Source organism: Streptomyces sp. NPDC047453 (assembly GCF_040643155.1).
Lineage (GTDB): Bacteria > Actinomycetota > Actinomycetes > Streptomycetales > Streptomycetaceae > Streptomyces.
The window spans coordinates 41,205-65,052 of the sequence record NZ_JBEYTS010000024.1 but is presented as its reverse complement, the minus strand read 5'-3'; the positions used below and the strand labels follow the sequence as shown (position 1 = coordinate 65,052).

The window sequence follows — 23,848 nt, the reverse complement described above, 5'->3', positions numbered from 1 at the left end:
CGGTGTCCCGCGGCACCCGCGTCCTCCCCGCGGTCGTGGTCGCGGGACACCCGTCGTCGGGACGACCCAGGTTCGGGTAACGGGCAGCTTGTCACAACAACACCTTTCGTCCGGTCAACAAGGCGGGGCGCGCGGGCGTATCCGACCTCGCCGTCGCCCTCTCAGCACGTCCTGGCCGTCACGCCCGACCGTCCCGCCCCCGGCAAAGGAGACCGCATGAAAGTCGTCGTTGCAGGCGCCACGGGACAGATCGGCTCGAGATCGGTCACCCGTCTGCGGGACCACGGGGCGCAGGTGGTGCCCCTCTCCCGCGCCCTGGGCGTCAACGCCGGTGACGCACACGCTCTGCGCCGAGCACTGCGCGGTGCACAGAACCTGGTGGACGTCACCGACGCGCCCTCGCGACAGCAGGACGTCAGCACGGCGTTCTTCGGCGACACCACCCGCAGCCTCCTGATGACCGCCAGGAAGGCCGGCGTCGAGTACTACGTGGCCCTGTCCGCCGTGGGCGCCGACCGCGTCGCCTCGGGTTACCTCCGGGCCCAGGCCGCACAGGAGGACCTCGTCCGCCGCTCCGCACTGCCGTATTCCCTGGTGCGCGCCACCCCGTTCTTCGCGTCCGTGGAGAGCGCCGTCTGCGCGGGCGTGCACGCGGACGGGGTGCACGTAGCCCCACGGCTGCGGCCGGTCGCGGCCAGCGACGTCGCCGCCCCCTCGCCCACGCCGCCGTCGCGATGCCGCTGTTCGGCGTCCTGGAGGTCGCCGGACCCGAGGAGCGACCGTTCGAGGACTTCGCCGCCGACGTGCTCGCCGCCCAGGACCGCGTGACTCCCGTGATAGGCGACGCACAGACGCCGTTCTTCGGTGCCCTGATCGGGGAGCGGACCCTGATGCCCGGACCGGACGCCCATCTGGCCGTCACACGTTGGCCCAGTGGCTCAAAGACCGCTGATCCACCCGCGCCGCACCGTCCGACGGCCCGCGGCATCCACCACCCCCTCCCGTCTCCCCCGCCCCATGCCTTGAGGAAGGCCGCCCATGAGTGACCCGTCCCGGCCCACCGCGTCCCCGTCGAGCAGTGAGCTCGACCAGCTTCCCGACCGTGACCGCGAGGAGACCGCCGAGTGGCAGGACTCCCTCGACGCCGTCATACGCAACGCCGGACCCGATCGGGCGGTGTACCTGATCCGGCGCGTGCACGAGTACGCGGCCCGCGCCGGCCTGTCCGTGCCGGGGCTGCTCACCACGGACTACGTCAACACCGTCCCGGCGGCCGCGCAGCCAGCGTTCGACGGCGACATCGCCATGGAAACCAGGATCACCGCCCTGAACCGGTGGAACGCCGCGGCCATGGTCACTCGCGGCTCCCGGCTCGGCCTGGGCGGACACATCTCCACCTATGCCTCGGCGGCCTGGCTGTACGAGATCGGCTTCAACCACTTCTTCCGTGGCAAGGAACAGGACGGCTCGGGCGACCAGTTGTTCCTCCAGGGGCACGCCTCGCCGGGCATCTACGCCCGGGTGTTCCTCGAAGGCCGCCTGAGCGAGCAGCAGTTGGACGGTTTCCGGCGCGAGGCCGGCGGTCACGGCCTCCCGTCCTACCCGCACCCCAGGCGCCTGCCGTGGCTGTGGGAGTTCCCGACCGTGTCCATGGGCCTCGGCCCTCTTGGCGCCGTCTACCAGGCACGCTTCAACCGCTATCTGCAGGCCCGCGGCATCAAGGACACCTCCGCCTCCCGCGTGTGGGCGTTCCTCGGCGACGGGGAGACGGACGAGCCGGAGGCGACGGCCGCCCTGACGCTGGCCTCCCGTGAGGGCCTGGACAACCTCACCTTCGTGATCAACTGCAACCTGCAACGCCTCGACGGACCCGTGCGGTCCAACTCCAAGATCGTGCAGGAGCTGGAGGCCCGGTTCCGCGGGGCGGGCTGGAACGTGGTCAAGACCTTGTGGGGCGAGGCCTGGGACCCGCTGCTGGCCCAGGACACGACCGGCGACCTGGTGCGCCGCCTGGGCGAGGAGCCCGACGCCCAGATGCAGACCTTCGCCGCGCGAGACGCCGCCTACATCCGCAAGAACTTCTTCGTCGGAGACACCTTGTCCGCACTCTCCGCCACCCTGAGCGACGCCCAGCTGGTGGAGCTCTTCGAGAATTCCCGCGGTGGGCACGAGCCGTTGAAGGTGTACGCCGCCTACCGGGCCGCCGTCGAACACCGGGGGGCACCGACGGTGATCCTCGCCCAGACGGTCAAGGGGCACACCCTCGGGTCGGCGTTCGAGTCCCGCAACGCCAACCACCAGATGAAGAAGCTGACCATGGCGCAGTTCCGCGAGCTGCGCAACGTGCTGGATCTGCCCATCCCCGACAGCGCCCTCGCCGGTGACGTCGTCCCCTTCTGGCATCCGGGGGAGAACTCGCCTGAGGTGCGGTACCTGCGCGAGCGGCGCGCCGCGCTGGGCGGTCCCGCCCCCGCGCGCCGTGTGATCGCCAAGCCGCTGCCGGAGCCTGTCGCGCAGCCGTTCGAGGCGCTGCTCAAGGGCTTCGGCCACCAGGAGGTCGCCACCACCATGGCGTTGGTCCGCCTGGTGAAGGACCTGATGCGGGACGGCCGCATCGGCGCCCGCTGGGTGCCGATCATCCCTGACGAGGCCCGTACCTTCGGCATGGAGTCGATGTTCCCCACGGCCGGCATCTACTCGCCGCGGGGCCAGGCCTACGACCCCGTCGACGCCGACCAACTGCTGCACTACAGGGAGAGCGAGACCGGGCAGCTCCTCATCGAGGGCATCACCGAAGCCGGTTCCATGGCCGAATTCACCGCCGCCGCGACCTCGTACGCCACCCACGGCGAGCCGATGATCCCGTTCTACATCTTCTACGCCATGTTCGGCTTCCAGCGCACCGGCGACCAGTTCTGGGCCCTCGCCGACCAGATGGGCCGCGGGTTCGTCGTCGGCGGCACCGCCGGACGCACCACCATGACTGGCGAAGGTCTCCAGCACGGCGACGGCCACTCGCACCTCCTGGCCGCCACCAACCCGGCGGCCGTCAGCTACGACCCGGCCTTCGCCTTCGAGATCGCAGTCATCGTCCGCGACGGCCTGCGCCGGATGTTCGGGGAGCGGCCCGAGAACGTCTTCTACTACCTCACGGTCTACAACGAGCCGAAGCCCCAGCCGCCCATTCCTGCGTGGCCCGGCATCGAGGAGGGCATCGTCCGCGGCCTGTACCCGTTCCGACCCGGCGACCCCGCCGTGTCCGGCCCTCGGCTGCAGCTCCTGGCCTCCGGCACCGCCGTCCACTGGGCACTGCGCGCGCAGGAACTGCTCGCCGCCGACTGGAACGTGCGCGCCGATGTCTGGTCGGTGACGTCCTGGACGGAGCTCCGCCGGGACGCGATGGACGCCGACACCGCCCGCACGCGCGGCGAGACACGTGTGCCCTTCGTGACCGAGGCGCTCGCCGGTGCGCCGGGTCCGGTCCTGGCCGTCAGCGACTGGATGCGCCAGGTCCCCGACCAGATCGGCCAGTGGATCGAGCAGGACTACTACTCACTGGGCACGGACGGATTCGGCCTGTCCGACACCCGCGAGGACGTACGGCGCTACTTCCGCGTGGACGCCGAATCGATCACCGTGACGGCCCTGGACCGGCTGGCACGGGCCGGACAAGTGGACCCCGCCACCGTCGACCGCGCCCGCAAGCACTACGGCCTGGACACCTGAAGGAGCCATACGCCGCCATGACTATTTCCGTGACCCTTCCCGCGCTCGGCGAGTCCGTCACCGAGGGCACCGTGACCCGCTGGCTGAAGCAGCCCGGCGAGCACGTCCAGGAGGACGAACCGCTGCTGGAGGTGTCCACCGACAAGGTGGACACCGAGATCCCCGCTCCCGCCACGGGAATCTTGCTGACCATCGTCGTCGGCGAGGACGAGACGGTCGAAGTGGGCGCCGAGCTCGCCGTCATCGGCCCGCCCGACGCCGAACCGTCGGCGGCGACCGCGGTCACCGCCGCCCCGGCCGCGCCGGTGACCGCACCGCAGCCCGCCCCCTCATCGGCGCCGGTCGCGCAGCCGCCCGCCGCGGCGCCGATGCCGCACCCCGCACCCGCCCCGATGCCGGCACCGGCACCCGCGGCCGCTCCGGCTCCGCGCCCCATACCAGCAGCGGCAACGGCAACGGCAGCGGCTCCGCCGACGGCTGCCCTGCGCGGGCACACCGCCGCCGTCCCCCGGCTGCGCAAGGCCGTCGGCGACAGTCTCAAGCAGGCGCTGCTGGAGCAGGCGCAGCTGACCTCCACCGTCGAGGCCGACGCCACCGGCCTGCTGCGGCTGTGGCGGCGGACAGCGGACGGCTACATGGCCCGCGAGGGCTTCGCCCTGACACCGTTGCCGTTCTTCGTCCTGGCCGCCGCCCAGGCGCTCAAGGCACATCCCGTCATCAACGCCAGGATCGACACGGGCGGCGCGACCATCACGTACTACGACACCGAGAACGTCGGCATCACGGTCGACACCGACCAGGGGCCGGTGACTCCGGTGGTGCGGGGCGCGGGCGATCTGACCGTCAGCGGCATCGCCCGTGCCGTCCACGACCTCACCGACCACGCCCTCGCCGGCAGACTCACGCCCGCGGACGTGGCTGGAGCCACCTTCACGGTCTCCGACACCGGAACACGCGGCGCCCTCTTCGACACCCTCATCGTCCCGCCGCACCAGGCGGCCATCCTGGGCGTGGGAGCCGCGGTCAGACGGCCCGCGGTCGTACAGGACGGCGACGAGGAGTTCATCGGTGTCCGCGAACTGGTCCACCTCTCGCTCTCCTACGACCACCGGCTGGTGGACGGCGCGGACGCCGCCCGCTATCTGACCACCGTGAAGAAGATCGTCGAGGCTGCGGCGTTCGAAGACATACGTTGACGCGACGGCGGTGGTCACGGATACGCCGGACACGACCGCCGACGGTCCGGCAACACACGCCTGTCGGCCCCGGCCGCGGCTCCACCACGGCCCGACACGACGCCACTGCCCTGCGTCTCACCCACGAGGTGACCAGCGGCGCAGATGAGTTGTGTGGCCGAAGACCAGATATATACGCTCGCAGCCGGGGGTGTTCATGAAAGGCAAGAATCCGGGCTTCCTGCACGGGCGGCAGAGCGAGCGAGCGGTGCTGGACCGGCATCTGGCCAAGGTGCGCGACGGCCACAGCGCGGTCCTCGTGCTGCGCGGTGAGGCCGGTATCGGCAAGTCCGCCCTGCTGGAGTACGTGGCCGAGACCGCCGAGGACTGCACCGTGGTGCGCGCGGCGGGAGTCGAGGCCGAGATGGAGCTGGCTTTCGGGGGTCTGCACCAGCTGTGCGCGCCCTTCCTGGATCGCCTCGGGCACCTCCCTGATCCGCAGCGGACGGCCCTGGAGACCGCCTTCGGGCTCAGCGCGGGCACTCCCCCGGATCGGTTCCTCGTGGGGCTGGCGGTCCTCAGCCTGCTCGCCGACGTCGCTGAGGAGACGCCGCTGATCTGTCTCGTCGACGACGTGCAGTGGCTCGACCGCGTCTCGGCCCAGATCGTCGGGTTCGTCGCCCGGCGTCTGATGGCGGAGCGCGTAGGGCTGATCTTCGCTGTACGCGAGGCGGACGGGGAACGCGCCCTGCAAGGGCTGCCCGAGCTCACCCTCGGGGGTCTGAGCGAGCCCGACGCACGCGCCCTGCTGACCTCGGTGCTTCCCGGCCGGTTCGACGAACCGGTCCGCAGCAGGATTCTCTCTGAGGCGCGCGGCAATCCGCTGGCCCTGCTGGAACTGCCCCGCAGCGCCACCGCGGCCGAACTCGCGGGCGGCTACGCCTCACCGTCGATGGGGCCGCTCATCGGCAGGCTCGAGCACAACTTCAGCCTGCGCGTCGAGGAACTGCCCCCGCAGACACGGCGGCTGCTGCTGCTCGCAGCGGCCGAGCCCGTCGGCGATGTCTCACTGCTCCGCCGCGCCGCCGACATCCTCGGCGTGTCCATGAGCGAGGTCTCCCCCGCGGTGGCCGCGAACCTGCTGGAAGTACGCACACGGGTCCAGTTCCGGCACCCGTTGGTGCGCTCGGCCGTCTACCGCGCGGCGGGGCCGGCCGAACGCCGGGAGGCGCACCGGGCACTGGCCGAGGCCACGGATGCGCGGTCCGACCCCGACCGCCGCGCCTGGCACCTGGCCCGCGCCGCGGCGGAGCCCGACGAGGCCGTGGCGGACGAACTGGCCCGATCGGCCGACCGCGCGCAGGCGCGTGGCGGCATCGCCGCCTCGGCGGCCTTCCTGGAACGAGCGGCCGAGCTGACACCTGATCCTTCTCGCCGCCGCAGCAGAGCGCTGGCAGCGGCCCGGGCCAAGTACCTGGCCGGAGCGTTCGACGCCGCGCTCGAGCTGCTGAACGTGGCCGAGATGGGCGCGCTCGACGATCTGCAACACGCCCAGGCCAGCCTGCTGCGCGGGCAGATCACCTTCGGATCCCGCAGTGCCGGTGCCACCGTGCCCCTGCTGCTCACGGCGGCCCGGGAGTTCGAGCCGCTCGACGCCGGCACCGCGCGCGAGACCTACCGGGACGCGTTCTACGCGGCCCTCACCGCGGGCCGCGTGTCCAGCGGCCCCGGCCTCGAGGAGGTCGCCTGGGCCGCACGCACCGCGCCCCCGACGGCTCACCCCGGACCCACCGACCTCTTCCTCGACGGCCTGGCCATGGCCACCACGGACGGCTACGCGGCGGGCGCCCCGATACTGCGCCGCGCACTGAACACGCTGCGGTGCGGCGGCTTCACAGTGGAACAGTCGCTGGGCTGGCTCCCGTTCGCCTGCCGCATGGCCCACAACGTGTGGGACTTCGACAGCTGGAGCACCCTGTCGGCCAAGCTCGTCCGTCTGGCACGGGAGACCGGAACGCTGTCCGCGCTCCCCTCGGCGCTCCTGCTGCGGCTGTCGAACCGGGTCTTCGCCGGTGATCTGGACGACGCGGACTCGCTCGCCGCGGAAGCGGTGACAATCGGCGAGGCCACCGGCAACCACTTCCTCGCACACTACGGGGCGTTGGTGATCGAACCCTGGCGCGGCCGCGAGACCGAGACGCTGCGGGCGATCGGGACGATCACCGGCGACCGGACCCTCAGCGGCGAGGGAAAGGCGCTCACGGCTCCCCAGTGGGCGCTGGCCTTGCTGTACAACGGCCTCGGGCGGTACGAGGAGGCCTGCGCCGCCGCCGCCAAGGGCTGCGAGTACCCGCAGGAGCTGGGGCTCGCCCTCTCCTCCCTCGTCGAGCTGGTGGAGGCGGCGGCCCGCAGCGGGCAGCGGGACCTCGCCGTCGAGGCCGCCGGTCGCCTCGCGACCATCTGCCAAGCCAGTGGCACGGCCTGGGCGACGGGCACTTCCGCGGCGGGGCGTGCCCTGATCAGTGAGGGGGACACGGCCGACGCCCTGTACCGGGAGGCGATCGCCCGGCTGGAGAGCACCCCGGTGCGAACGGCGCTCGCACGCACCCGGCTGCTGTACGGCGAGTGGCTGAGCCGCGAGAACCGCCGCGCCGAGGCCCGGGATCAGCTGGCCCGCGCCCACGAGATCCTCGACCGGGCTGGCGCGGAGGCCTTCGCCGAGCGCGCCCGCCGGGAGCTGGAGGCCGCCGGGCAGACGGTGCGCAGGCGCGACACCGGCACCGACGAGGCGCTCACGCCCCAGGAGGCCCAGATCGCCCGGCTGGCCGGCGAAGGGCTGACCAACCTCGAGATCGGCGCGCAGCTGTTCCTCAGCCCGCACACCATCGAGTGGCATTTGCGGAAGGTGTTCACGAAGCTCGGGATCCGGTCCCGCAAACAGCTGGGCGCCGTGCTGCCGGGCGGGGCGGCGGCCCCCGCCTGACCCCCGGGGGCGGCGCCGTCGGCGGGGGTGCGATCCGCGTGCCGCGCCGCGCCCAGTCGGGAGCCCGCGCGGGCCGCACAGGCGGCCTCCCCGCCTCGCGGTGCGCCCACGAACTCCTCTCTCCTCTGACCATGGCCCGTGGCTCCGGGCCGTCCGGGGCCGGTCCTGTCGAGGTCCGGTCCCGGCCAGGAGCCGAGGCGTGGGGGCCGAGGGGCGGGCCCCGGGGGCGTCCGGGGCCAGGGGGTGGCGGGCCCCGGGGGCCTGCGCGCCAGGGGGTGGGAGGCCCTGGCCACGTGGCGGCCACGGTACGACCACGGGGTGCCCCACGGTCTATCAGGGGCGCGGCAGTGCCCTTGTCGGCGCGAAGTTGGTGTCGGTGGCGAGGGAAGCCGCCGATCCCCAGCCAACAGAGGAGCCGATCGTGGACACTTCTGTGATCGCAACCCGGCAGAGTCCGCAGTCGGTGATGGTGACCACCACTGCCGCGCCCGTGGAACTCAACGACGCAGTCTTCGTGTTCGGCCGCGTCCGGCCAGGACTGCTCAAGATCGCCAACCGGATCCTCCGAGATCCCGGCGAAGCCGAGGACGTCATCCAGGAGGCGTGGCTGCGCTGGCAGGGCACGGACCGCACCGTCGTCGCCGACCCCGGTGCGCTGCTCCGCACGACGACCGTCCGGCTCGCCATCAACGTGCTGCAGTCGGCACGCAGACGCCGCGAGTCCAGTGCCACCCCCTGGCTGCCGGAGTCCACGGACACCGGGATGACACCGGAGACCCTGGCCGAACGCCAGGACTCGGTGGAGCATGCCGTCCTGCTGCTTCTGCAGACCCTGACCCCCAACCAGCGCGCGGCGTACGTGCTACGCGAGGCGTTCGGCTATTCCTACGACCAGATCGGCGACCTGCTCCACCTGTCCGTGGCAAACGCACGGCAGCAGGTCTCCCGCGCGCAGGACAGACTGAACAACCGGCGGCACCGGCAGCACGTGGACGCGGCCACCCATCGGCGGCTCGTTCAGGCGATCTTCACCGCCGCCCGCACAGGAGACCTCGACCGCCTGGAGCACGTGCTGACCGGCCAGGACGCGCCGTACTCCGGCGAGGGGACGGCCGCACGCGACGGCGCGCCTTCCTACCGGGCCACCGCATGACCGGCACGTCGCACGGGGACGTGGTGCGCGAGGTGCGCACCGGCCCTGCCGACGATCGCACGCAGTCCTGCGCGACCGACCGATGGGACGCCCTCGACCGCCTCCACCGCCGGTTCCAGGGGACGGTGGAGCGGCGGCTGCGCGAGGAGACCGGGTTCGGGTTGAGTGAAGTACAGGCCCTGCGTTACGTGGGAAGGAGCTCCGCCGCGGACGCCGGCGCCGAACCCATGCGGCTCGGGGATGTGGCCAACGGGCTCGGCCTGAGTCAGTCCGCCACAAGCAGGCTGATGGCACGCCTGCGCCGACTGGGCCTGATCATCTCGAGCGCCGTCGACCACGACCGGCGCGGCGTGCAGGTGCTGCTGACCCCGGCGGGGCACGCCGCGCTGCGCCGTACCGCGTCCCGCTACGAACAGGTCGTCCGGGACGCGGTCCGCGATCTCGGCTCCCAGGACGTGGATCCCCTCCTGTGGCGTTTCCTCATCGGCGAGAGCGACGCCCGCACGGTCATCCGTTGAGGAAGTCGCGCACGGCCGCCGTGAACTTCTCGGGACGCTCGATGTGCCCGAGATGGCCGGTCTCCTGCAGGATCAACAGCCGGGCGTCGGGAAGGAGCTGGTGCATCATGTGCGCCCAGCGCGGCCCGCAGATGAAGTCGTCCCCGCCGACCAGGACCAGGGTCGGGACGGTGAGCCGGGGCAGTTCCTCGCGGACGTCGAACGGGGGCTCCACCCCCCAGGCCGGTGCCGCGAACATCCGCAGAGATGCCCGCCCCGCGGCGAACTCCTCCTCGCGGCCCCAGTAGTCGTGGAAGTAGGCGGGCGAGATGGTGCGCAGCACCTTCGTCGCGCCCTCGTCGTCGGACCGGTCGAGTCGCGTGGTGAGACCCGCGACGTAGGTCGCCACTTCCGGCCGCTCGTCGGCGTGCCGCTGGACGAAGCTCTCCATGTTGGCCACGGCGGCCGCCCAGAACTCCTCTCCCGTCATCGGTGAGGTGTCGTACAGGACGAGGGATGCCAGGCGCTCGGGGTGGTCGAGGGCGTAGCACTGCGCGACGAAGCCGCCGTGGGAGTGGCCCAGCAGGGCCACCTCGGCGAGGCCCAGGTGCTCGATCACCGCGTGCAGGAAGTGGGTGTAGGTGGCGAGGGTGTAGTCGCGTGGGTCGGCCAGCCGGCCGGACTCGCCCGTGCCGACCGGCTCGAGGTAGACGACGGTCATGCTGCGCTCCAGCCCGGGCATGCGCAGGTATTCCCAGCCGATGCCCGGCCCTCCGGAGTGGGCGACGCACACCGGGCCGGTTCCGGCGACGTGGTAGCGCTGGTCGAAGGCGGCCGTGCCGTACTGGACGACGAGGGTGTGGGTGCCCGGGGAGAGGGGGTCCCGGGGATCGACGGCTGGGCTGGGTAGGGGCCTCGGGCCCTGTGTGGCGTTCACAACTCACAGATGGTGCGACGACCCGGAGCCCCGCTCAAGACATTGAGTCTGTTGTCACACTGTATTTCACACCGTTGCTCTCCGGCATGGAATGTCACAGGAACTCCCTTCGGATGGTCAGATACATGAGAGGCATCCGCGACGAGTAAGGAGGCGCTGCCATGAGTTGGCGCGAGAGAGCGGCCTGCCGGGATGTCGACCCCGACCTGTTCTTCCCCATCGGCACCGCGGGTCTGACGCTGGTCCAGATCGACGAGGCAAAGGCCGTGTGCGCCCGGTGCCCCGTGCGGGAGCGGTGTCTGCAGTGGGCGCTGGGCGTCGGGCAGGTCGAGGGCATCTGGGGCGGCACGACGGAGAGCGAGCGCCGCGCGACGCGACGACGCTCGGCACGTAAGGACGTCGAGCGGATCGGTGCGAAGGCGTCCTGACCCGGACACCCCCGGCATGATCCGGTCTTACGGTCATGTCACACCTTCACCACTTTCTCGGTCCCTTCTGGTGAGGGCAACGAAACCCGGTGCGGCAGCTCGTCGCCATGCACCGTGTCGTTGCGCAGACCCGGCCGCAAGGCGCTCCCGGTGATGTGTTGATGGTGGTAATGACATGAGTGACGCAATCGAACCGGTCACCACGGCGGGCAGCCGCAGCGGTGACAAAATCGCCGACTGGGCGAGAACACGGATGGGTATCGGGCCTACCAACACGACCGGCACACGCAGGGCCCGTCCGGAGCACTGGTCGTTCCTGCTGGGCGAGATCTGTCTCTACAGCTTCGTCGTCCTGCTCATCACCGGCGTGTATCTGACGTTCTACTTCCACCCGTCGTCGAACGAGGTCGTCTACGACGGCAGTTACGCTCCGCTACGCGGCCAGTTCGTGTCCGAGGCGTTCGACTCGACGATGCACATCTCCTTCGACGTACGCGGCGGCCTGCTCATCCGTCAGGCCCACCACTGGGCGGCACTGATCTTCGTCGCCTCCCTGCTGGCCCACCTGATGCGCGTGTTCTTCACCGGCGCCTTCCGCAAGCCTCGCGAGCTGAACTGGGTGGCCGGTTTCGCCCTGCTCGTCCTCGGCATGTTCGGTGGTCTGACCGGCTACGACCTCCCCGGCGACCTCCTGTCGGGAACCGGGCTCGCCGTGGTGAACGGGACACTTCTGTCGGTACCGATCGTCGGCACCTACCTGTCGATGTTCCTGTTCGGCGGCGAGTTCCCCGGGCACGACCTGGTGCCCCGCTTCCACGTAATCCACGTCCTGGTCATTCCGGCGCTGATGCTGGCGCTCGTCGCCTTCCGCGCCTTCCTCGGGCACCGGCACCGACACACCCAGTACCCGGGACCCGGCCGTACGGAGCGAAACGTGGTCGGCCCGTCGGTGCAGGTGTACGTGGTCAAGGCGGGTGGCTATTTCTGCATGGTCGCCGGGATCGTCTTCACCATCGCCGCGATCGCCCAGATCAACCCCGTCTGGGAGTTCGGCCCCTATCGCGCCGATCAGGTCTCCGCGGGATCCCAGCCCGACTGGTACATGGGCATCGCAGACGGGCTGCTGCGTGCCATGCCCGGGTGGGAGGTGAACTTCTGGGGCCACACCCTGGCCCTGGACAATCTGATCCCTCTCCTCGCCGGCCTCGGCTTCTTCCTCGTCATGGGCGCCTACCCGTTCATCGAAGCCTGGGTCACCGACGACGACCGCGAACACCACCTGCTCGAGCGGCCACGCAACCGGCCCGTGCGCACGGCGTTCGGCGTGGCATGGCTCGGCGTCTACCTGGTGGCACTGCTCGGAGCCGCGAACGACATCATCGCCGTGACCTTCCACATGTCGGTCAACACGGTCACCTGGACGGTCCGCATCGCCCTGTTCGTCGTACCGGTCGTCCTCTTCCTCGTGACCAAGCGCATCGCCCTGGGTCTGCAACGCCGCGATCGCGACAAGGTCCTGCACGGCCGCGAGACAGGCATCATCAAGCGCCTGCCGCACGGCGAGTACGTAGAGGTGCACCAGCCCCTCGCCCCCTACGAACTCCATGCCCTCACGGCGCACGAGCAGTACCGGCCCCTCGACCCGGGACAACGCGACGGAGACGGCCACGCGAGCGGCAGGGTGCGGCGGTTGCGCGCGCGGCTCAGCCGCGGCTTCTACGGCGAGGGGACACAGATCCGCAAGCCCACCGTCCAGGAGTACAGGGGAATCACCGGTGAACATCACTTCACCAGCAAAAAGGAATAAAAGGCCACAAAGTGTCACACCTGTGACACGCACACGGTCTTGAAGGTGACAGCACACCGTTTCCCGAAAGGGCCTCTCATGAACCGCAGTTCCATCTACCAGCGGGTCCGCACCCCGCTTTCCCTCCTGGCCACCGCCTCCGTCGCCGCCGCCCTCATCGCCACGGCGGTCGCCCCCGCCCACGCGGACAGGACCACGTCCGCACCGGACAGCGAGAAGAAGCCCACGGTGGTGCTCGTGCACGGCGCGTTCGCCGATTCCACCAGCTGGAACGGCGTCATCAGGAGGCTGAGGCACGAGGGCTACCCCGTCGTCGCCGCGGCCAACCCTCTGCGCGGGCTGAACAACGACGCCTCCTACCTCAAAGAGGTCCTGGCCGGCATCGACGGCCCGGTGGTCCTGGCCGGACACTCCTATGGCGGATCGGTGATCAGCGACGCCGCCCACGACGCCGACAACGTCAAGGCCCTGGTGTTCGTCGCCGCCTTCATCCCCGAAAAGGGAGAGAGCGCCGTCGAGTTGTCGGGCAAGTTCCCCGGCAGCACCCTCGGCGACGCTCTGCGCTCCGTGCCGGTCACTCTCCCGGACGGCTCCCGCGATGCGGACCTGACGATCGAACCGAGCAAGTTCCACCAGCAGTTCGCCGCTGACGTCCCCCGCAACACCACGGACCTCATGTCCGTCACGCAGCGCCCGATCACCAATGCCGCCCTGGCGGACGACGCCTCCGAGCCCGGCTGGAAGAACATCCCGTCCTGGGCCGTGGTCGCCACCCAGGACCGCAACATCCCGGCGCAGGCCCAGATCTTCATGGCACAGCGCGCACACGCCCACATCACGCGCGTACGGGCATCGCACGCCGTGAGTGTCTCCCACCCCGCCGACGTCGCCGGGGTGATCGAGGCAGCCGCTCGGACCGTGCGCTGACCCACCGGTGCCGCGGGTCAGGGGGGCGTGCAGGCTCCGCCCCCCTGACCCGCACCAACGTCGTGGCCCCCTGGACCGACGGTCCAGGGGGCCACCATGTGTGCGGGAGTCAGCCGCGATCTTCCGGAGCGACGTAGTCGAAGGTCGGGCCCGCGGTCAGGCCCTCGCCGTCGGGCATCGACATCAGGCTCTGCGCCTGCCCCTTGAGCGCATACATCGTGCCCACCGACACCCCGAGCATCGCGGGATTGCCGTTGAACGCCTGCTCCAGGAGCTGCAGCAGCTTGCCGTACGCGATGTTGAACGCCTCCTGCGCCGTGCGGATCGCACTGCCCTCCGGATGGTCCTCCAGCCGCGGGTTGGGCCGCATCGGGCGCACCCCGGCGGGGTCGACGGTGAGCGTCTCGCCGGTGGGCCCTGTCTCCGGTGTGTCCCCCGGCTGGTAGCGCCGGCCCTGTGCGAGCTCCTGGAAGCGGTAGTAGTGCGAGACCGCCTTGGTCTGCGGGTGGAACATGTCCATGTCCCCGTCCCACACATCGACGCGTGCCGCGCCCTCGCCCTGCTCCACGATCTCCTCCAGGGCGGAGAACGCCGAGGCGAGATCGGTGACCGGGCTCAGCCGCCCGCCGGTGTGCCCGAAGGGTCCTGCGGCCACCTGACGGGCGGGATCACCGGTGAAGACCTGTTCCTCGCCGAGCTCGGCGCACAGGTGTCGCAGGCCCTTCTCGATCGCGTCGTAGAACTGGCCGATCGTCATGTAGGCGTCGCCCTCGGCCGGGTCGCCCGGGTGGGCGGGTTGTTCGAGGCGGAGGAACATGGTGACCGCCTCCTGACCGAACGGCAGCAGGGACAGCTGCATGGAGGGGTCGGCGTGCGGCATGGGCCGCGGATGCGGCGACAGTATCTGCGGGGTGTCGACGCGAGGTTGCCCGCCGACCGCGTTCAGGAGGTTCGCCACCAGCGCGAGGTGGATCATCTCCTCCACGAACACGCTGCTGACCACTTCGACGGCGTGGGCGTTCCGCTCGGGGTCGAGCGAGTAGAGGGCTGTGAGGTAGGGCGGCAGCGTGGCGTGTTCCAGCTCGATGGCCCACTGCAGGTGCTCTCGCAGGTCCTCCATCGTCGTGATGGAGCGGAACCGGGTCTGGACGGTGGGGACTTGATGATTCATGGAGGGTCTCACCTGGGTTTCGTGCGTACGGTTCGGCCGCGGCTGCGGACCGACCTGTGGTCACCGGCATCGCTGCCGGCGGGGACCGCGCGGGGCGGTCGGTGTTGTAGCGCGGGGTTGGTCATGCGGCATACGAGCGGGAGAGGCGGACGGCGGAGACGTCGAAGGTGAGCCTGACCTTGTCGCTGATGAGGACGCCGCCGGTTTCGTCGGGCGTGTTCCAGCCGAGCCCTCAGTCGGAGCGGCGCACCAGGGCGGTGCCGGAGAAGCCGACACGGTGGTCTCCGCTCTCGTCCTGCGTGGCCCCGTCGAAGGCGAGGTGGATGTGGAGGGGGAGTTCGACGTCCTTGATCCTGAGGTGGCCCATCAGACGGAACTGGCCGTCTCCGCGGTCGGCGAGGCTGGCGGAGCGGAAGAGCATCAGCGGATAGGTGGCGGCGTCGAGGAAGTCCGGACCCGCGAGATGGGTGTCCCGGTCAGGGCTGCTGGTGTCGATACTGCCGGTCTGGACGCTCAAGTAGGCCTCGGAGCGGCTGAGTTGGTAGCCGTCCAGCTTGACCAGCCCCTCGAACGCGCCGAAGCGTCCGCGCACGTTCGCGATCACGGCGCGCCGGACGGAGAAGCCGATGGTGCTGTGTGCCGGGTCGATGGTGTAGACACCTGTCAGCGCTGTGTACGGGACGACGGTCGACATATGTGGGTCCTTGCGGTCGCTGGTCACGACGATCAGTCGTTGCGAGCCGTCGCCGTGTGCCTGCCGGTGGTGGAGCGGACCGCGGCCGAGGAGGGCCGGGCAAGGTCCGCAGAAGGACAGACAGGCGAGGGCCCGCGCGTGTGACACTGGGACCGCCGCCGGGACGGCGTTCTGTGTGTCACAGCGTGTCGAGGGGTCAACGGGTCGCCGTTACGCGCGTCGTACGGTCAGCACCGCGGGATCGCCCGCGTCGGGCACCGCGGTGAATCCGTGCTGGGCCAGCTCAGCGGCGATGTCGTCCCGGGAAGCCAGCCACATCCAGAAGGTCTCGGTGTGCTCGCGCAGGACACCGGTCACGTCCCGCACCCGGTTGTCGAAACGGGTCCGGAGGCGGCCGGCGTCGGCCGACAGCACCATGCGCCCGCCGTACTCGTGCCGCCCTAGTGGCTGGGCGGGCAGGGGGTGGACGGTGCGCACCCGCGGAAGGCGTGCCGCCGGCGGAAGCTGCAGCAGGAAGACGCCGCCGGGACAGAGCGCTTCGGTGACGGCGGGGTGGAGCCGTCGGCGCGAGGAAGGATCGAGGCACGCCAAGGTGTTGTGGCAGACGGCGACCCGCGACACCGCGCAGGCCGGTCTCCGGGAGGGTGCAGGGGTGGACGGTGATCCGTTCGCGCGCGTCGGCGGGAAGAACGCGAGCCGGGTCATCAGAGTGGCGCTGCATGGACCGCGCGGGTTCGACGGCGTGCACGCTGACCCGGCGAGGCCCAGCGGGGTGACACGGCCGGTGCCCGTGCCGATGTCCAGCACACCGACCGCGGGTTGCCCACCGCTTCTCCGTACAGCTGCCGCACGTGCGCGGCATCGGCCTCCCTTTGCAGCACGTCGTAGAACTCGGCACTAACGGCGTAGGCCTCTCCGGAGGGCGCGCTCGTCGGATGCGCGGGCGAACGGGACGAAAGCGAGTACATCCCCCACGTCACAGGTCCAGCGCCCCACCTGTGACGGGAGGTGGGTCCCGAACCGGTAACCCGTGACACTGTGTGCCACTATGTTGGGTGCATCCGGCGCAGCACATGATGCTCGTCGTCCCGGCCCGCCGCGGCCACACAGCCTCCCCGGATCCCGGCCGCGGCCCCTATCACGAGGGATGTACCGACCATGCCCGCCATCCTCATCCACGGCGTTCCCGACACCCACCGCGTGTGGAACGGCGTACGCCGACACCTGACCCGCTCCGACGTCGAGGCCTGGGACCTGCCCGGATTCGGCACCCCCCGCCCCACCGGCTTCGGCTCCAGCAAGGAGGAGTACGTCGACTGGCTCGTCGAACGCCTCGAGCGCGTCGGCGAGCCCGTGGACCTGGTCGGTCACGACTGGGGCTGCATCCTCACCGCCCGCGTCGCCTCCCTCCGCCCCGACCTGGTGCGCACCTGGGCCGGTGGCAACGGACCCATCAGTTCCCGCTACGTCTGGCACCCGCTGGCCGAGACCTGGCAGGACCCCGTCGCCGGCGAGCGGTTCATGGCCGAACTGGACCCTGAGTCCTTTGCGAAGGACCTGGTGAACGGCTTCGACGCGCCCGCCGAACCGGTGGAGGAGATGGTCCGGCACGTCGACGGCACGATGAAGGACAGCATCCTGCGGCTGTACCGGTCCGCCGTGACCATGGGGACGGAGTGGGAACCGGCCCTGTCGAACGTCACAGCACCCGCGCTGGTGTTCTGGGGCGAGCGCGACCCGGCCTGCCAGATCGAGTTCGGCGACGAACTCGGCGCCGCCCTGCGCGCCACCCGCGTCCTCCATCTCGACTGCAACCATTGGACGGTGCTGGAGCGGCCCGCGGAGGTGGCCGCCGCCCTCGAGACGCACTGGGCGCAGGGCACCAAACGCTAGCCCGCGCCGGCGGCGACGAGGGGCGCGGAGCTGCGGACCGCCTCGGCCACGGTCGTGGAACACGGACGTCGTCCGCGTCCTCGTCGCGCTGCTCCGCTCTGCCCTCGCAGGCCCGCACGCTGCCTCCGCGGCGCGGGCCGGTGTCACAACCTGCGGGTTCTCACGGTCTTTCCGCACGAGGGCACACCAGTGTCCGGTGCGCGCGAGCGGAGACGGGAACATCATGTCGCGAGAAAACGGGTTCGTGATCGTCGGGGGCGGTCTCGCCGCGGGCAAGGCCGCCGAGGAACTCCGGCAACAGGGCTACGACGGCCCGCTCGTCCTCATCGGGGACGAAGCGGAGCGCCCCTACATCCGACCGCCGCTGTCCAAGGGGTACCTGCTCGGCAAGGAGGACCGCGAGTCCATATTCGTGCATTCCGAGAACTGGTACCGCGAGCACGATGTCGACCTGATGACGGGAACGCGCGTGACGGCCGTCGACGCACATACCCGCCAGGTCGAACTCACCGGCGGACGCCAGATGTCCTATACCAAGCTGCTCCTGGCGACCGGATCGTCCCCCCGCCGGCTGACGGTGCCCGGGGCGGACCTGGACAACGTGCTGTACCTGCGCCGCGTGGGAGACAGCGAGCGGCTCAAGGCCGCCTTCACCCCCGGGGCCCGGATCGTGGTCGTTGGCGGCGGCTGGATCGGTCTGGAGACCGCCGCGGCGGCCCGGACGGCCGGGGCGCTGGTGACCGTCCTTGAGCACTCCGAGCTGCCGTTGCTGAAGGTGCTCGGCCGGGAGGCGGCCGAGGTCTTCGCCGACCTGCACCGGGATCACGGGGTCGTCCTGCGGCCCCACGCCGCCGTCGAGCGCATCACCGGTGACGGCGCCCGCGCCGACGGCGTCCAGCTCGCCGACGGAACCCGACTGCCTGCCGACGCCGTGGTGGTGGGCATCGGCATCACCCCCAACGTCCAGCTCGCCGAGGCGGCGGGACTGGAGGTGCGCAACGGCATCGTCACCGACGAGCGTCTGCGCACCTCGGCCCGGGACGTGCACGCCGCAGGGGATGTCGCCAACGCCTACCATCCCCGGCTCGGCCGGCATCTGCGGGTGGAGCACTGGGCCAACGCCCTGCATCAGCCCCGCACGGCGGCACTGGCCATGCTCGGCAAGGAGGCGGCTTACAACCGGCTGCCGTACTTCTACACCGACCAGTACGACCTTGGGATGGAGTACACGGGGTACACCGAGCCCGGCGGCTACGACCGCGTCGTCTTCCGCGGGAACCCGGCCGAGCGGCGGTTCATCGCCTTCTGGTTGTCCGGGGACCGGGTCCTGGCGGGCATGAGTGTGAACGTGTGGAACGTCATCGACTCCGTCCGCGCCCTCGTCGAGTCCGGTGCCTCCGTGGCGGACGCGGCCCTGTCCGATCCCGAGACGCCCCTGGACAGCCTTCTGCCCTGACGACCGCCGCGAAGGTGACCGCGGCCCGCCGGCGCACGGACGGACGCCGCTGCGTACGACCGGGAAACCGTGTCACACGATCTGTCCCTGTCTGGTCAGCAGTGCATCGGTTGGACCCGCCGGACGAAAGCGGACTGCCCCATTCTCGGCCGCCGCGGCGGACATCGGCCGGAATCAGGGGTGGCACCGCCTTGTCGGGTGCTGTGCGAAGGGGTGATGCCAGATGGACCGGGTACAGGACGACGAGACGGTGCCGATCGCGGAGCTGCTCGACGAGCGACGCCGACTGCTCAACGTGGCCTACTGGATGCTGGGCCGGAGCCAGGACGCCGACGACGTCGTGGCGGAGGCCTACCGGCGCTGGTACGGCCTGTCCGACGACCACAGGATCCGTATCGCCGAACCCCGGTCCTGGCTGGTGACGACCGTCGGCGGCATTTGTCTGGAGCGCTTGGCGCCGACCGGGCGGTCGCATCCGGGCCCGGTCGGCGCGGCGCCCCCTCAGGACCTGGACGAAGAGGTGAGCCAGGCCCTCCTCAAGGCGCTGGACACGCTGCCACCGGCCGAGCGGGCCGCATTCGTCCTCAACGACGTGTTCGGGATGGCTCCGGGGACGGTCGCCGCCATCGTCGGACAGACGGAACAGGAATGCGGCGAACTCGCCGCCCGGGCCCGGCACAGCCTTGGGACCAGGTGGGCGCACCCCACGACACCACAGCAGCACGACCGTGTGGTGCGAGCGGTCCGACAGGCTTGCGTGGCGGAGAACCCCGCCCGCCTGATGTCCCTCCTGGCACCGGACGCCACGGTGTTTTTCGACGGAGGCGGCAAGGTCAGAACACTGACCCGGCCCGTCCACGGCGCACTGCGCGTCACCCGCAGCCTGCTGACCCTCCTAGCTGGCCGCCCCCGAACCACACTGCACTGCCGGTCCGTCAACGGCCGCACCGGAATAGTGGTGCGCTACGGCGACGAGGTCGCCGCGGTCATCAGCCTGGACGTCGCGGGCGACCGCGTCGTGCAGATCTGGGCGGTCCTCAACCCTGACAAGCTCCGCCACTGGAACCGGGCGGCCACGCAGGAGAAATGAGGACAAAGCGTGGGCCGGGACTTCGATTCGCGTGCCGCCGGTGTCTCACTGGCCGCGGAAGTGGCCGTGCTCGAGGCGCGGATCCGCATCCTTCAAGAAGCTCTTGACGACGTCGGCACCCGCATCCAACGATCGGCGGATCGACTGCGCCACCTTCGCGAGCAGTCCCGACGGGAACCCGGCCGAACTCCCGAGGAACACCCGCCGACCACGGCCGATTCCGCCCTATCCGACCCGGAGTCCGGTCACCCACGACCCGACCGGTCCGCACCGTGTCCACACCGCTGAGGTGCCGCTCACGAAAGGGTGAAAGGACAGTGGTAGTCACCTGACTCGACGGGACCTCGCATCACCACCTTGCATCTTCCGGGTCCAAACCTCGTACGCTGTGACATACGATGCACCTAAACACATCTCCCCGGGCCCGAGCCGAGCGGCACCGCAGCTGACTTCAGCGAGGCGCGGCACGGAGGGTTGAGGATGAGAGGAAGACATGGTCTCGGCAACTCGCGCAGCGCATGAGATTGAGGTCACTGCGGAGAGCCTCCAGGAGGACCTCGCCCGCCTGGAGATTCAGAAGCAGGCACTGGAGAGGGAACTGGCCGCCGTGGCCGCCCACCTCGACTCCGTCCAGCGCGCCCTGAGCGCCCTGACGGTCCTCATGGCCGAGCCATCCGGCCGCCGCGCCGCCGAGCAGCCCGAACAGGCGGAGGCCGACACTCCGGTCGTCGCGCCCGCCGCCCGCCCGGCGCGAAAGCAGTCCGCGCCGCGACAGGCGGAGCCCACGCAGAAGGAGAAGCCGGCGGCCTCCTCGCATGCGGAGGCCGACGAACCGCGCAGCTACGGCGCGCTCACCGAACAGATCCTGGAGTACTTCGCGGGCGTCGGTGATGCGGAGGTCCGCGCGCGCGACGTGGCCGCGGCGCTCGGCCGCGACACCGACTCCGGGAGCATCAATGCGGTGCGCAGCACGCTCGACCGTCTGGTCGGCACCTCCCGCGTACGCCGGGCCGGCCGCGGTCTCTACCGCGCCCAGAAGTCCTGACCGGAGCCCTCTCGGCTCCGTGCACTGAAAGTCACAAAGATGCCTCGGGCACCTGCTCGCGGGGGATCGCACAGGCGCCCGAGGCACCCACCCGCTGACGGACGGTCCGCGGGTTGGCGAGCCCTCCCATACCGGCGACTAAGCGTGTCACACGGTGCCGGATTCGCTGTGAAGAGTGTATAGCAATCCACATCGTCTTTGAATCCGACGCCCCGTTTCCGGGCGCACTCCTCCCCGGATGCCTAGGATCACGCCTTCGCGGCGGCCTCTCCCCACCTGAGCTTTCCGGAAGCGGTCCACCCAGTCCACCGCGTAATTGGCGTCTTGCGCCATCGGGTCAGGCTTCAAGGCGGCCACGGACAGCACCGCACGTGACGCGCCCGCGGCGAGCCGCATCGCCTTGATCGCCTCGCGGATGTCCGCCAGGGACAACCGGCGCTGCCCGTCGGCGACCTGGCGGGCGACCCAGTCCGCTCCGGCGTGCATGGACTCCTCGTCGAACCGCAATCCCGCGGCGAACATCGTCATCTGCAAGTGCTCGTGCAGGTGCTGCACGTCCCGCGCCAGGTCGAAGCGCAGCACCTTCAACAGCTCCAGCAACTGCTCTTCGCTCAGGCCGGACCCCTCGGCCCAACGCGTGCGCGCCTGCCCCGCCTGGGAGCGCGGGCCCTGCCGGGCCGCCTTCGGCAGGAGAAGCTGGCTGCGGGAATCGCGGAGGGCAATCAAGGGATCGCCCGCGTCCGGAGACCGGTTGCTGAGCAGCGCGAGGTCGACCGGGGTTTCGTCCCGGGCCAGCTGCTCCCAAGACCGCGCCAGTTTCCGCAGGATCGACGGCCCGCCCCGGTCGCTGGACTTGAGCAGGTACTCCTCGTTGACCGGCGTGCTGCTGTCCGCCGCGTACTTGACCTGCATATAGGTATGCGGAGGCTGTTTGCGGTACAAGACGACATCGTCGACATTGCCCACACCGTCGACCTCAACGCCGACCGCCACGACCGGACTCGCCACATGAAGAGCCGCGTCCCTTACCGCTGTGACGCAGCCCTGCCAGGCGATCAACCACTGGTAACGGTCGCCTGCGATGCGGACACCCGTCGAGCTCGGAGCAGGCAGATCGGGCACCGGACTTGTTCTCCTTCGTGATCGGTCCGCCACACAGCGGACCACTACTCCCCCAGTAGACCACCACGCACGCCCATCACGACCCCAAGATCATCGCGGCCCCAACGCCTCAATGGGCGGCAGCCGTTGATCACGAACGGCTCCCACAAGGCCGTACTGATCATTAGGAACTTGCGCACAACGGCGTCTGCACAGGCCCAGCCGTGCAGTAACACGTCCGGCAGTACTTGAGTTGATGTCCGGAACTACTTGCGGCGCACCAGGCCAACCCGGCACCAAGGCAAGAAATTGCAGGTCACCTGCCTCTAAAAAACGTCCGGCTCTAATTGAAGCGTCCCAGGTCAAAGACCATGCCACCCTTGGAGATCACATCATCTCCTGCTGGACGTGACAGACCTTGCGCATGCCGCCCTGGTGCAGGCGGCGCCACTCCAGGTACATGGAGTCCACCGCGCGGGCGGTGGCGATGAGGTCGTCGGCCTGGTCGTCGGCGCCGCAGGCCGCGCACCAGGTGCGGATGTCCGTGTCGGAGGGCGGGGCGTCGCCCTTTTGGATGCGGGTGGTCTTCGCGGGGTGCCAGCCGCACCGGGCGGAGAGTTCCATCCCGGTGAGGCCGGCGTCCTTGCGCAGGTGCTGCAAGCGCACGGGGTTCGCCGGGGTGCGGGTCGTACAGGGCGCGGCCTCCGGGGAACCGCCCGAGCTCGGTGGTCAGGGCCACCCTGTCGTCGACTTCCACGGTCCGCCGCCCGTGGATGTCCAGCAGCAGGCCGTCCAGCGGCCCGCCGACCAGTCGGCGTAGGTCCGGTGCGGAAGCGAGCCGGGGTTGGGGTCGTCGTGCTCCGCGCCGTAGACACGGCCGTTCAGCAGCTGCTCGTCACCGTTCATCCGACAAGCCTTCCAGCCCCCCACCGACAACGCGGGACCCCAAGGCGACGTCGGGCCCGGCCTGGGTGGCCGGACCCGACGCGGGAGCGGTGCGGTGCTACTGGGTCTGGAGGGCGCCGCGGTCGATGAGTCCCTGGATGTAGGGCGGCCAGTCCCGCTCCAGGCTCGTGGTGATCGCAGTGTGGACGTCGGCGCGGACCTGCGGGGTGACGTGCGCGACTTCGCCGCTGGTGTAGTACAGGCGCAGGCCCTCACGGCTCGCGTCGCACAGGATGGCGTGGGCCTTCTGCTTCAGCGTCATGTAGAGCTGCGGGACCGGGGCCTTGGTGAGTTCGTCGATGACGGCCTCGTAGTCGATCCCGAGGTCGCCCCAGTCCTTGCCCTGCTTGTCGAGCCAGAGGGTGACGTCGGAGAAGAAGACGGCCTTGCCGGGCCCGTCGCCCGGGTCGCGGGCCAGGCCGGTCGCGAGGTCGAGCGCGATGCCGGCCTCTTTGCTGACGAGGCTGCGGGGGATCATCTGCGGGGCGATGGCCAGGGCGCACTCGCCCCAGCCGTCTTGGGTCTGCTCCGGCCAGGGCAGCCCCAGCACGAGCCAGCCGTCCGGATGCAGCAGCGTGTTGCTCACCGTGTACTTCCCCCTCGGTGGTGACGTCCATGATCTGTGTCGATCTTTCCGCCCGGTGGTGTCGGCGGGCAAGACGCCCTCCGGCCAGTAGAGCGGCCCGGGTCAGATGACCTTGCGGTCGCCCTGCGAGGCTTCGCGGCCGGCGCCTCGGCCGCCGCGCGTTCGGCTTCCTCCGCCTGGCGGCGCGCGACGCGCTCAGCCTCCGCGCGGTTGGCGGCTGGCTGCGGCACCAAC

At 70.4% G+C, this 23,848-nt stretch carries 19 protein-coding genes and 2 pseudogenes; 13 read left to right on the top strand and 8 right to left on the bottom strand.

Going from position 1 to position 23,848, the window contains the following annotated elements:
* The first annotated feature begins 216 nt into the window (after positions 1 to 216).
* The 6 genes from ABZ818_RS21750 (at position 217) to ABZ818_RS21725 (ending at position 9,555) form a co-directional block, all read left to right on the top strand.
* On the top strand, positions 217 to 828 hold the full coding sequence (locus tag ABZ818_RS21750) for an NAD(P)H-binding protein (RefSeq protein ID WP_361416880.1): 612 nt from the start codon (positions 217 to 219) through the stop codon (positions 826 to 828).
* A 210-nt stretch (positions 829 to 1,038) separates the two neighbouring features.
* Positions 1,039 to 3,726 carry a pyruvate dehydrogenase (acetyl-transferring), homodimeric type gene (aceE, locus tag ABZ818_RS21745; RefSeq protein ID WP_361416877.1) on the top strand — a complete coding sequence of 896 codons (2,688 nt, stop codon included), beginning with the start codon at positions 1,039 to 1,041 and terminating at the stop codon, positions 3,724 to 3,726.
* Between the two features lie 17 nt (positions 3,727 to 3,743).
* Complete coding sequence (locus ABZ818_RS21740) at positions 3,744 to 4,922, top strand: 2-oxo acid dehydrogenase subunit E2 (protein ID WP_361416874.1); 1,179 nt, start codon at positions 3,744 to 3,746, stop codon at positions 4,920 to 4,922.
* 196 nt (positions 4,923 to 5,118) lie between these two features.
* Positions 5,119 to 7,884 (top strand): AAA family ATPase, encoded by a 2,766-nt coding sequence (locus ABZ818_RS21735; protein ID WP_361416871.1) that lies wholly within the window; start codon positions 5,119 to 5,121, stop codon positions 7,882 to 7,884.
* A 421-nt stretch (positions 7,885 to 8,305) separates the two neighbouring features.
* A complete protein-coding gene (locus ABZ818_RS21730; RefSeq protein ID WP_361416868.1) occupies positions 8,306 to 9,037 on the top strand; it encodes a sigma-70 family RNA polymerase sigma factor in 732 nt (243 codons plus the stop codon).
* Positions 9,034 to 9,555, top strand: a complete 522-nt coding sequence (locus ABZ818_RS21725; RefSeq protein WP_361416865.1) for a MarR family winged helix-turn-helix transcriptional regulator — start codon at positions 9,034 to 9,036, stop codon at positions 9,553 to 9,555. Before ABZ818_RS21730 ends, ABZ818_RS21725 begins: the two co-directional genes overlap by 4 nt.
* Here ABZ818_RS21725 and ABZ818_RS21720 read toward each other — a convergent pair.
* A complete protein-coding gene (locus tag ABZ818_RS21720) occupies positions 9,545 to 10,471 on the bottom strand; it encodes an alpha/beta hydrolase (protein ID WP_361416862.1) in 927 nt (308 codons plus the stop codon). The two genes, ABZ818_RS21725 and ABZ818_RS21720, sit on opposite strands and share 11 nt — an antisense overlap.
* Before the next feature lie 161 nt (positions 10,472 to 10,632).
* Between ABZ818_RS21720 and ABZ818_RS21715 the strand changes: the two genes are divergently transcribed.
* The 3 genes from ABZ818_RS21715 (at position 10,633) to ABZ818_RS21705 (ending at position 13,633) form a co-directional block, all read left to right on the top strand.
* Positions 10,633 to 10,899: a WhiB family transcriptional regulator gene (locus ABZ818_RS21715; protein ID WP_361416859.1), complete on the top strand. Its 267-nt coding sequence runs from the start codon at positions 10,633 to 10,635 to the stop codon at positions 10,897 to 10,899.
* Between the two features lie 175 nt (positions 10,900 to 11,074).
* The gene (locus ABZ818_RS21710; protein WP_361416856.1) at positions 11,075 to 12,706 is read left to right on the top strand and encodes a ubiquinol-cytochrome c reductase cytochrome b subunit; all 1,632 of its coding nucleotides are present in this window, start codon (positions 11,075 to 11,077) and stop codon (positions 12,704 to 12,706) included.
* Positions 12,707 to 12,784: 78 nt separating this feature from the next.
* A complete protein-coding gene (locus ABZ818_RS21705; protein WP_361416853.1) occupies positions 12,785 to 13,633 on the top strand; it encodes an alpha/beta hydrolase in 849 nt (282 codons plus the stop codon).
* A 109-nt stretch (positions 13,634 to 13,742) separates the two neighbouring features.
* Here ABZ818_RS21705 and ABZ818_RS21700 read toward each other — a convergent pair whose 3' ends face one another.
* The 3 genes from ABZ818_RS21700 to ABZ818_RS21690 form a co-directional block, all read right to left on the bottom strand.
* Complete coding sequence (locus tag ABZ818_RS21700) at positions 13,743 to 14,804, bottom strand: ferritin-like protein (protein WP_361416850.1); 1,062 nt, start codon at positions 14,802 to 14,804, stop codon at positions 13,743 to 13,745.
* Between the two features lie 232 nt (positions 14,805 to 15,036).
* A complete protein-coding gene (locus ABZ818_RS21695; protein WP_361416846.1) occupies positions 15,037 to 15,498 on the bottom strand; it encodes a YceI family protein in 462 nt (153 codons plus the stop codon).
* Between the two features lie 210 nt (positions 15,499 to 15,708).
* Positions 15,709 to 15,975, bottom strand: coding sequence for a hypothetical protein (locus ABZ818_RS21690; protein ID WP_361416843.1), 267 nt, complete (start codon positions 15,973 to 15,975; stop codon positions 15,709 to 15,711).
* 681 nt (positions 15,976 to 16,656) lie between these two features.
* Between ABZ818_RS21690 and ABZ818_RS21685 the strand changes: the two genes are divergently transcribed.
* The 4 genes from ABZ818_RS21685 (at position 16,657) to ABZ818_RS21670 (ending at position 20,982) form a co-directional block, all read left to right on the top strand.
* The gene (locus ABZ818_RS21685; RefSeq protein ID WP_361416840.1) at positions 16,657 to 17,391 is read left to right on the top strand and encodes an alpha/beta hydrolase; all 735 of its coding nucleotides are present in this window, start codon (positions 16,657 to 16,659) and stop codon (positions 17,389 to 17,391) included.
* A gap of 223 nt (positions 17,392 to 17,614) precedes the next feature.
* On the top strand, positions 17,615 to 18,847 hold the full coding sequence (locus ABZ818_RS21680) for an FAD-dependent oxidoreductase (protein WP_361416837.1): 1,233 nt from the start codon (positions 17,615 to 17,617) through the stop codon (positions 18,845 to 18,847).
* Positions 18,848 to 19,070: 223 nt separating this feature from the next.
* A complete protein-coding gene (locus ABZ818_RS21675; protein ID WP_361416834.1) occupies positions 19,071 to 19,937 on the top strand; it encodes a sigma factor in 867 nt (288 codons plus the stop codon).
* A 493-nt stretch (positions 19,938 to 20,430) separates the two neighbouring features.
* The gene (locus ABZ818_RS21670) at positions 20,431 to 20,982 is read left to right on the top strand and encodes a hypothetical protein (protein WP_361416831.1); all 552 of its coding nucleotides are present in this window, start codon (positions 20,431 to 20,433) and stop codon (positions 20,980 to 20,982) included.
* A gap of 147 nt (positions 20,983 to 21,129) precedes the next feature.
* Here the strand turns inward: ABZ818_RS21670 and ABZ818_RS21665 are convergent, their stop codons facing one another.
* From ABZ818_RS21665 to ABZ818_RS21650, 4 genes and pseudogenes are all read right to left on the bottom strand, one after another.
* On the bottom strand, positions 21,130 to 22,104 hold the full coding sequence (locus ABZ818_RS21665; RefSeq protein WP_361416828.1) for a hypothetical protein: 975 nt from the start codon (positions 22,102 to 22,104) through the stop codon (positions 21,130 to 21,132).
* 393 nt (positions 22,105 to 22,497) lie between these two features.
* Positions 22,498 to 22,749, bottom strand: a pseudogene (locus tag ABZ818_RS21660) (helix-turn-helix transcriptional regulator); the annotation flags it as partial.
* Positions 22,748 to 22,989 (bottom strand): annotated as a pseudogene (locus tag ABZ818_RS21655) (hypothetical protein); the annotation flags it as partial. The pseudogenes ABZ818_RS21660 and ABZ818_RS21655, both read right to left, overlap by 2 nt.
* A 97-nt stretch (positions 22,990 to 23,086) precedes the next feature.
* Positions 23,087 to 23,614 (bottom strand): hypothetical protein, encoded by a 528-nt coding sequence (locus ABZ818_RS21650; protein ID WP_361416825.1) that lies wholly within the window; start codon positions 23,612 to 23,614, stop codon positions 23,087 to 23,089.
* Between the last annotated feature and the right edge of the window lie 234 nt (positions 23,615 to 23,848).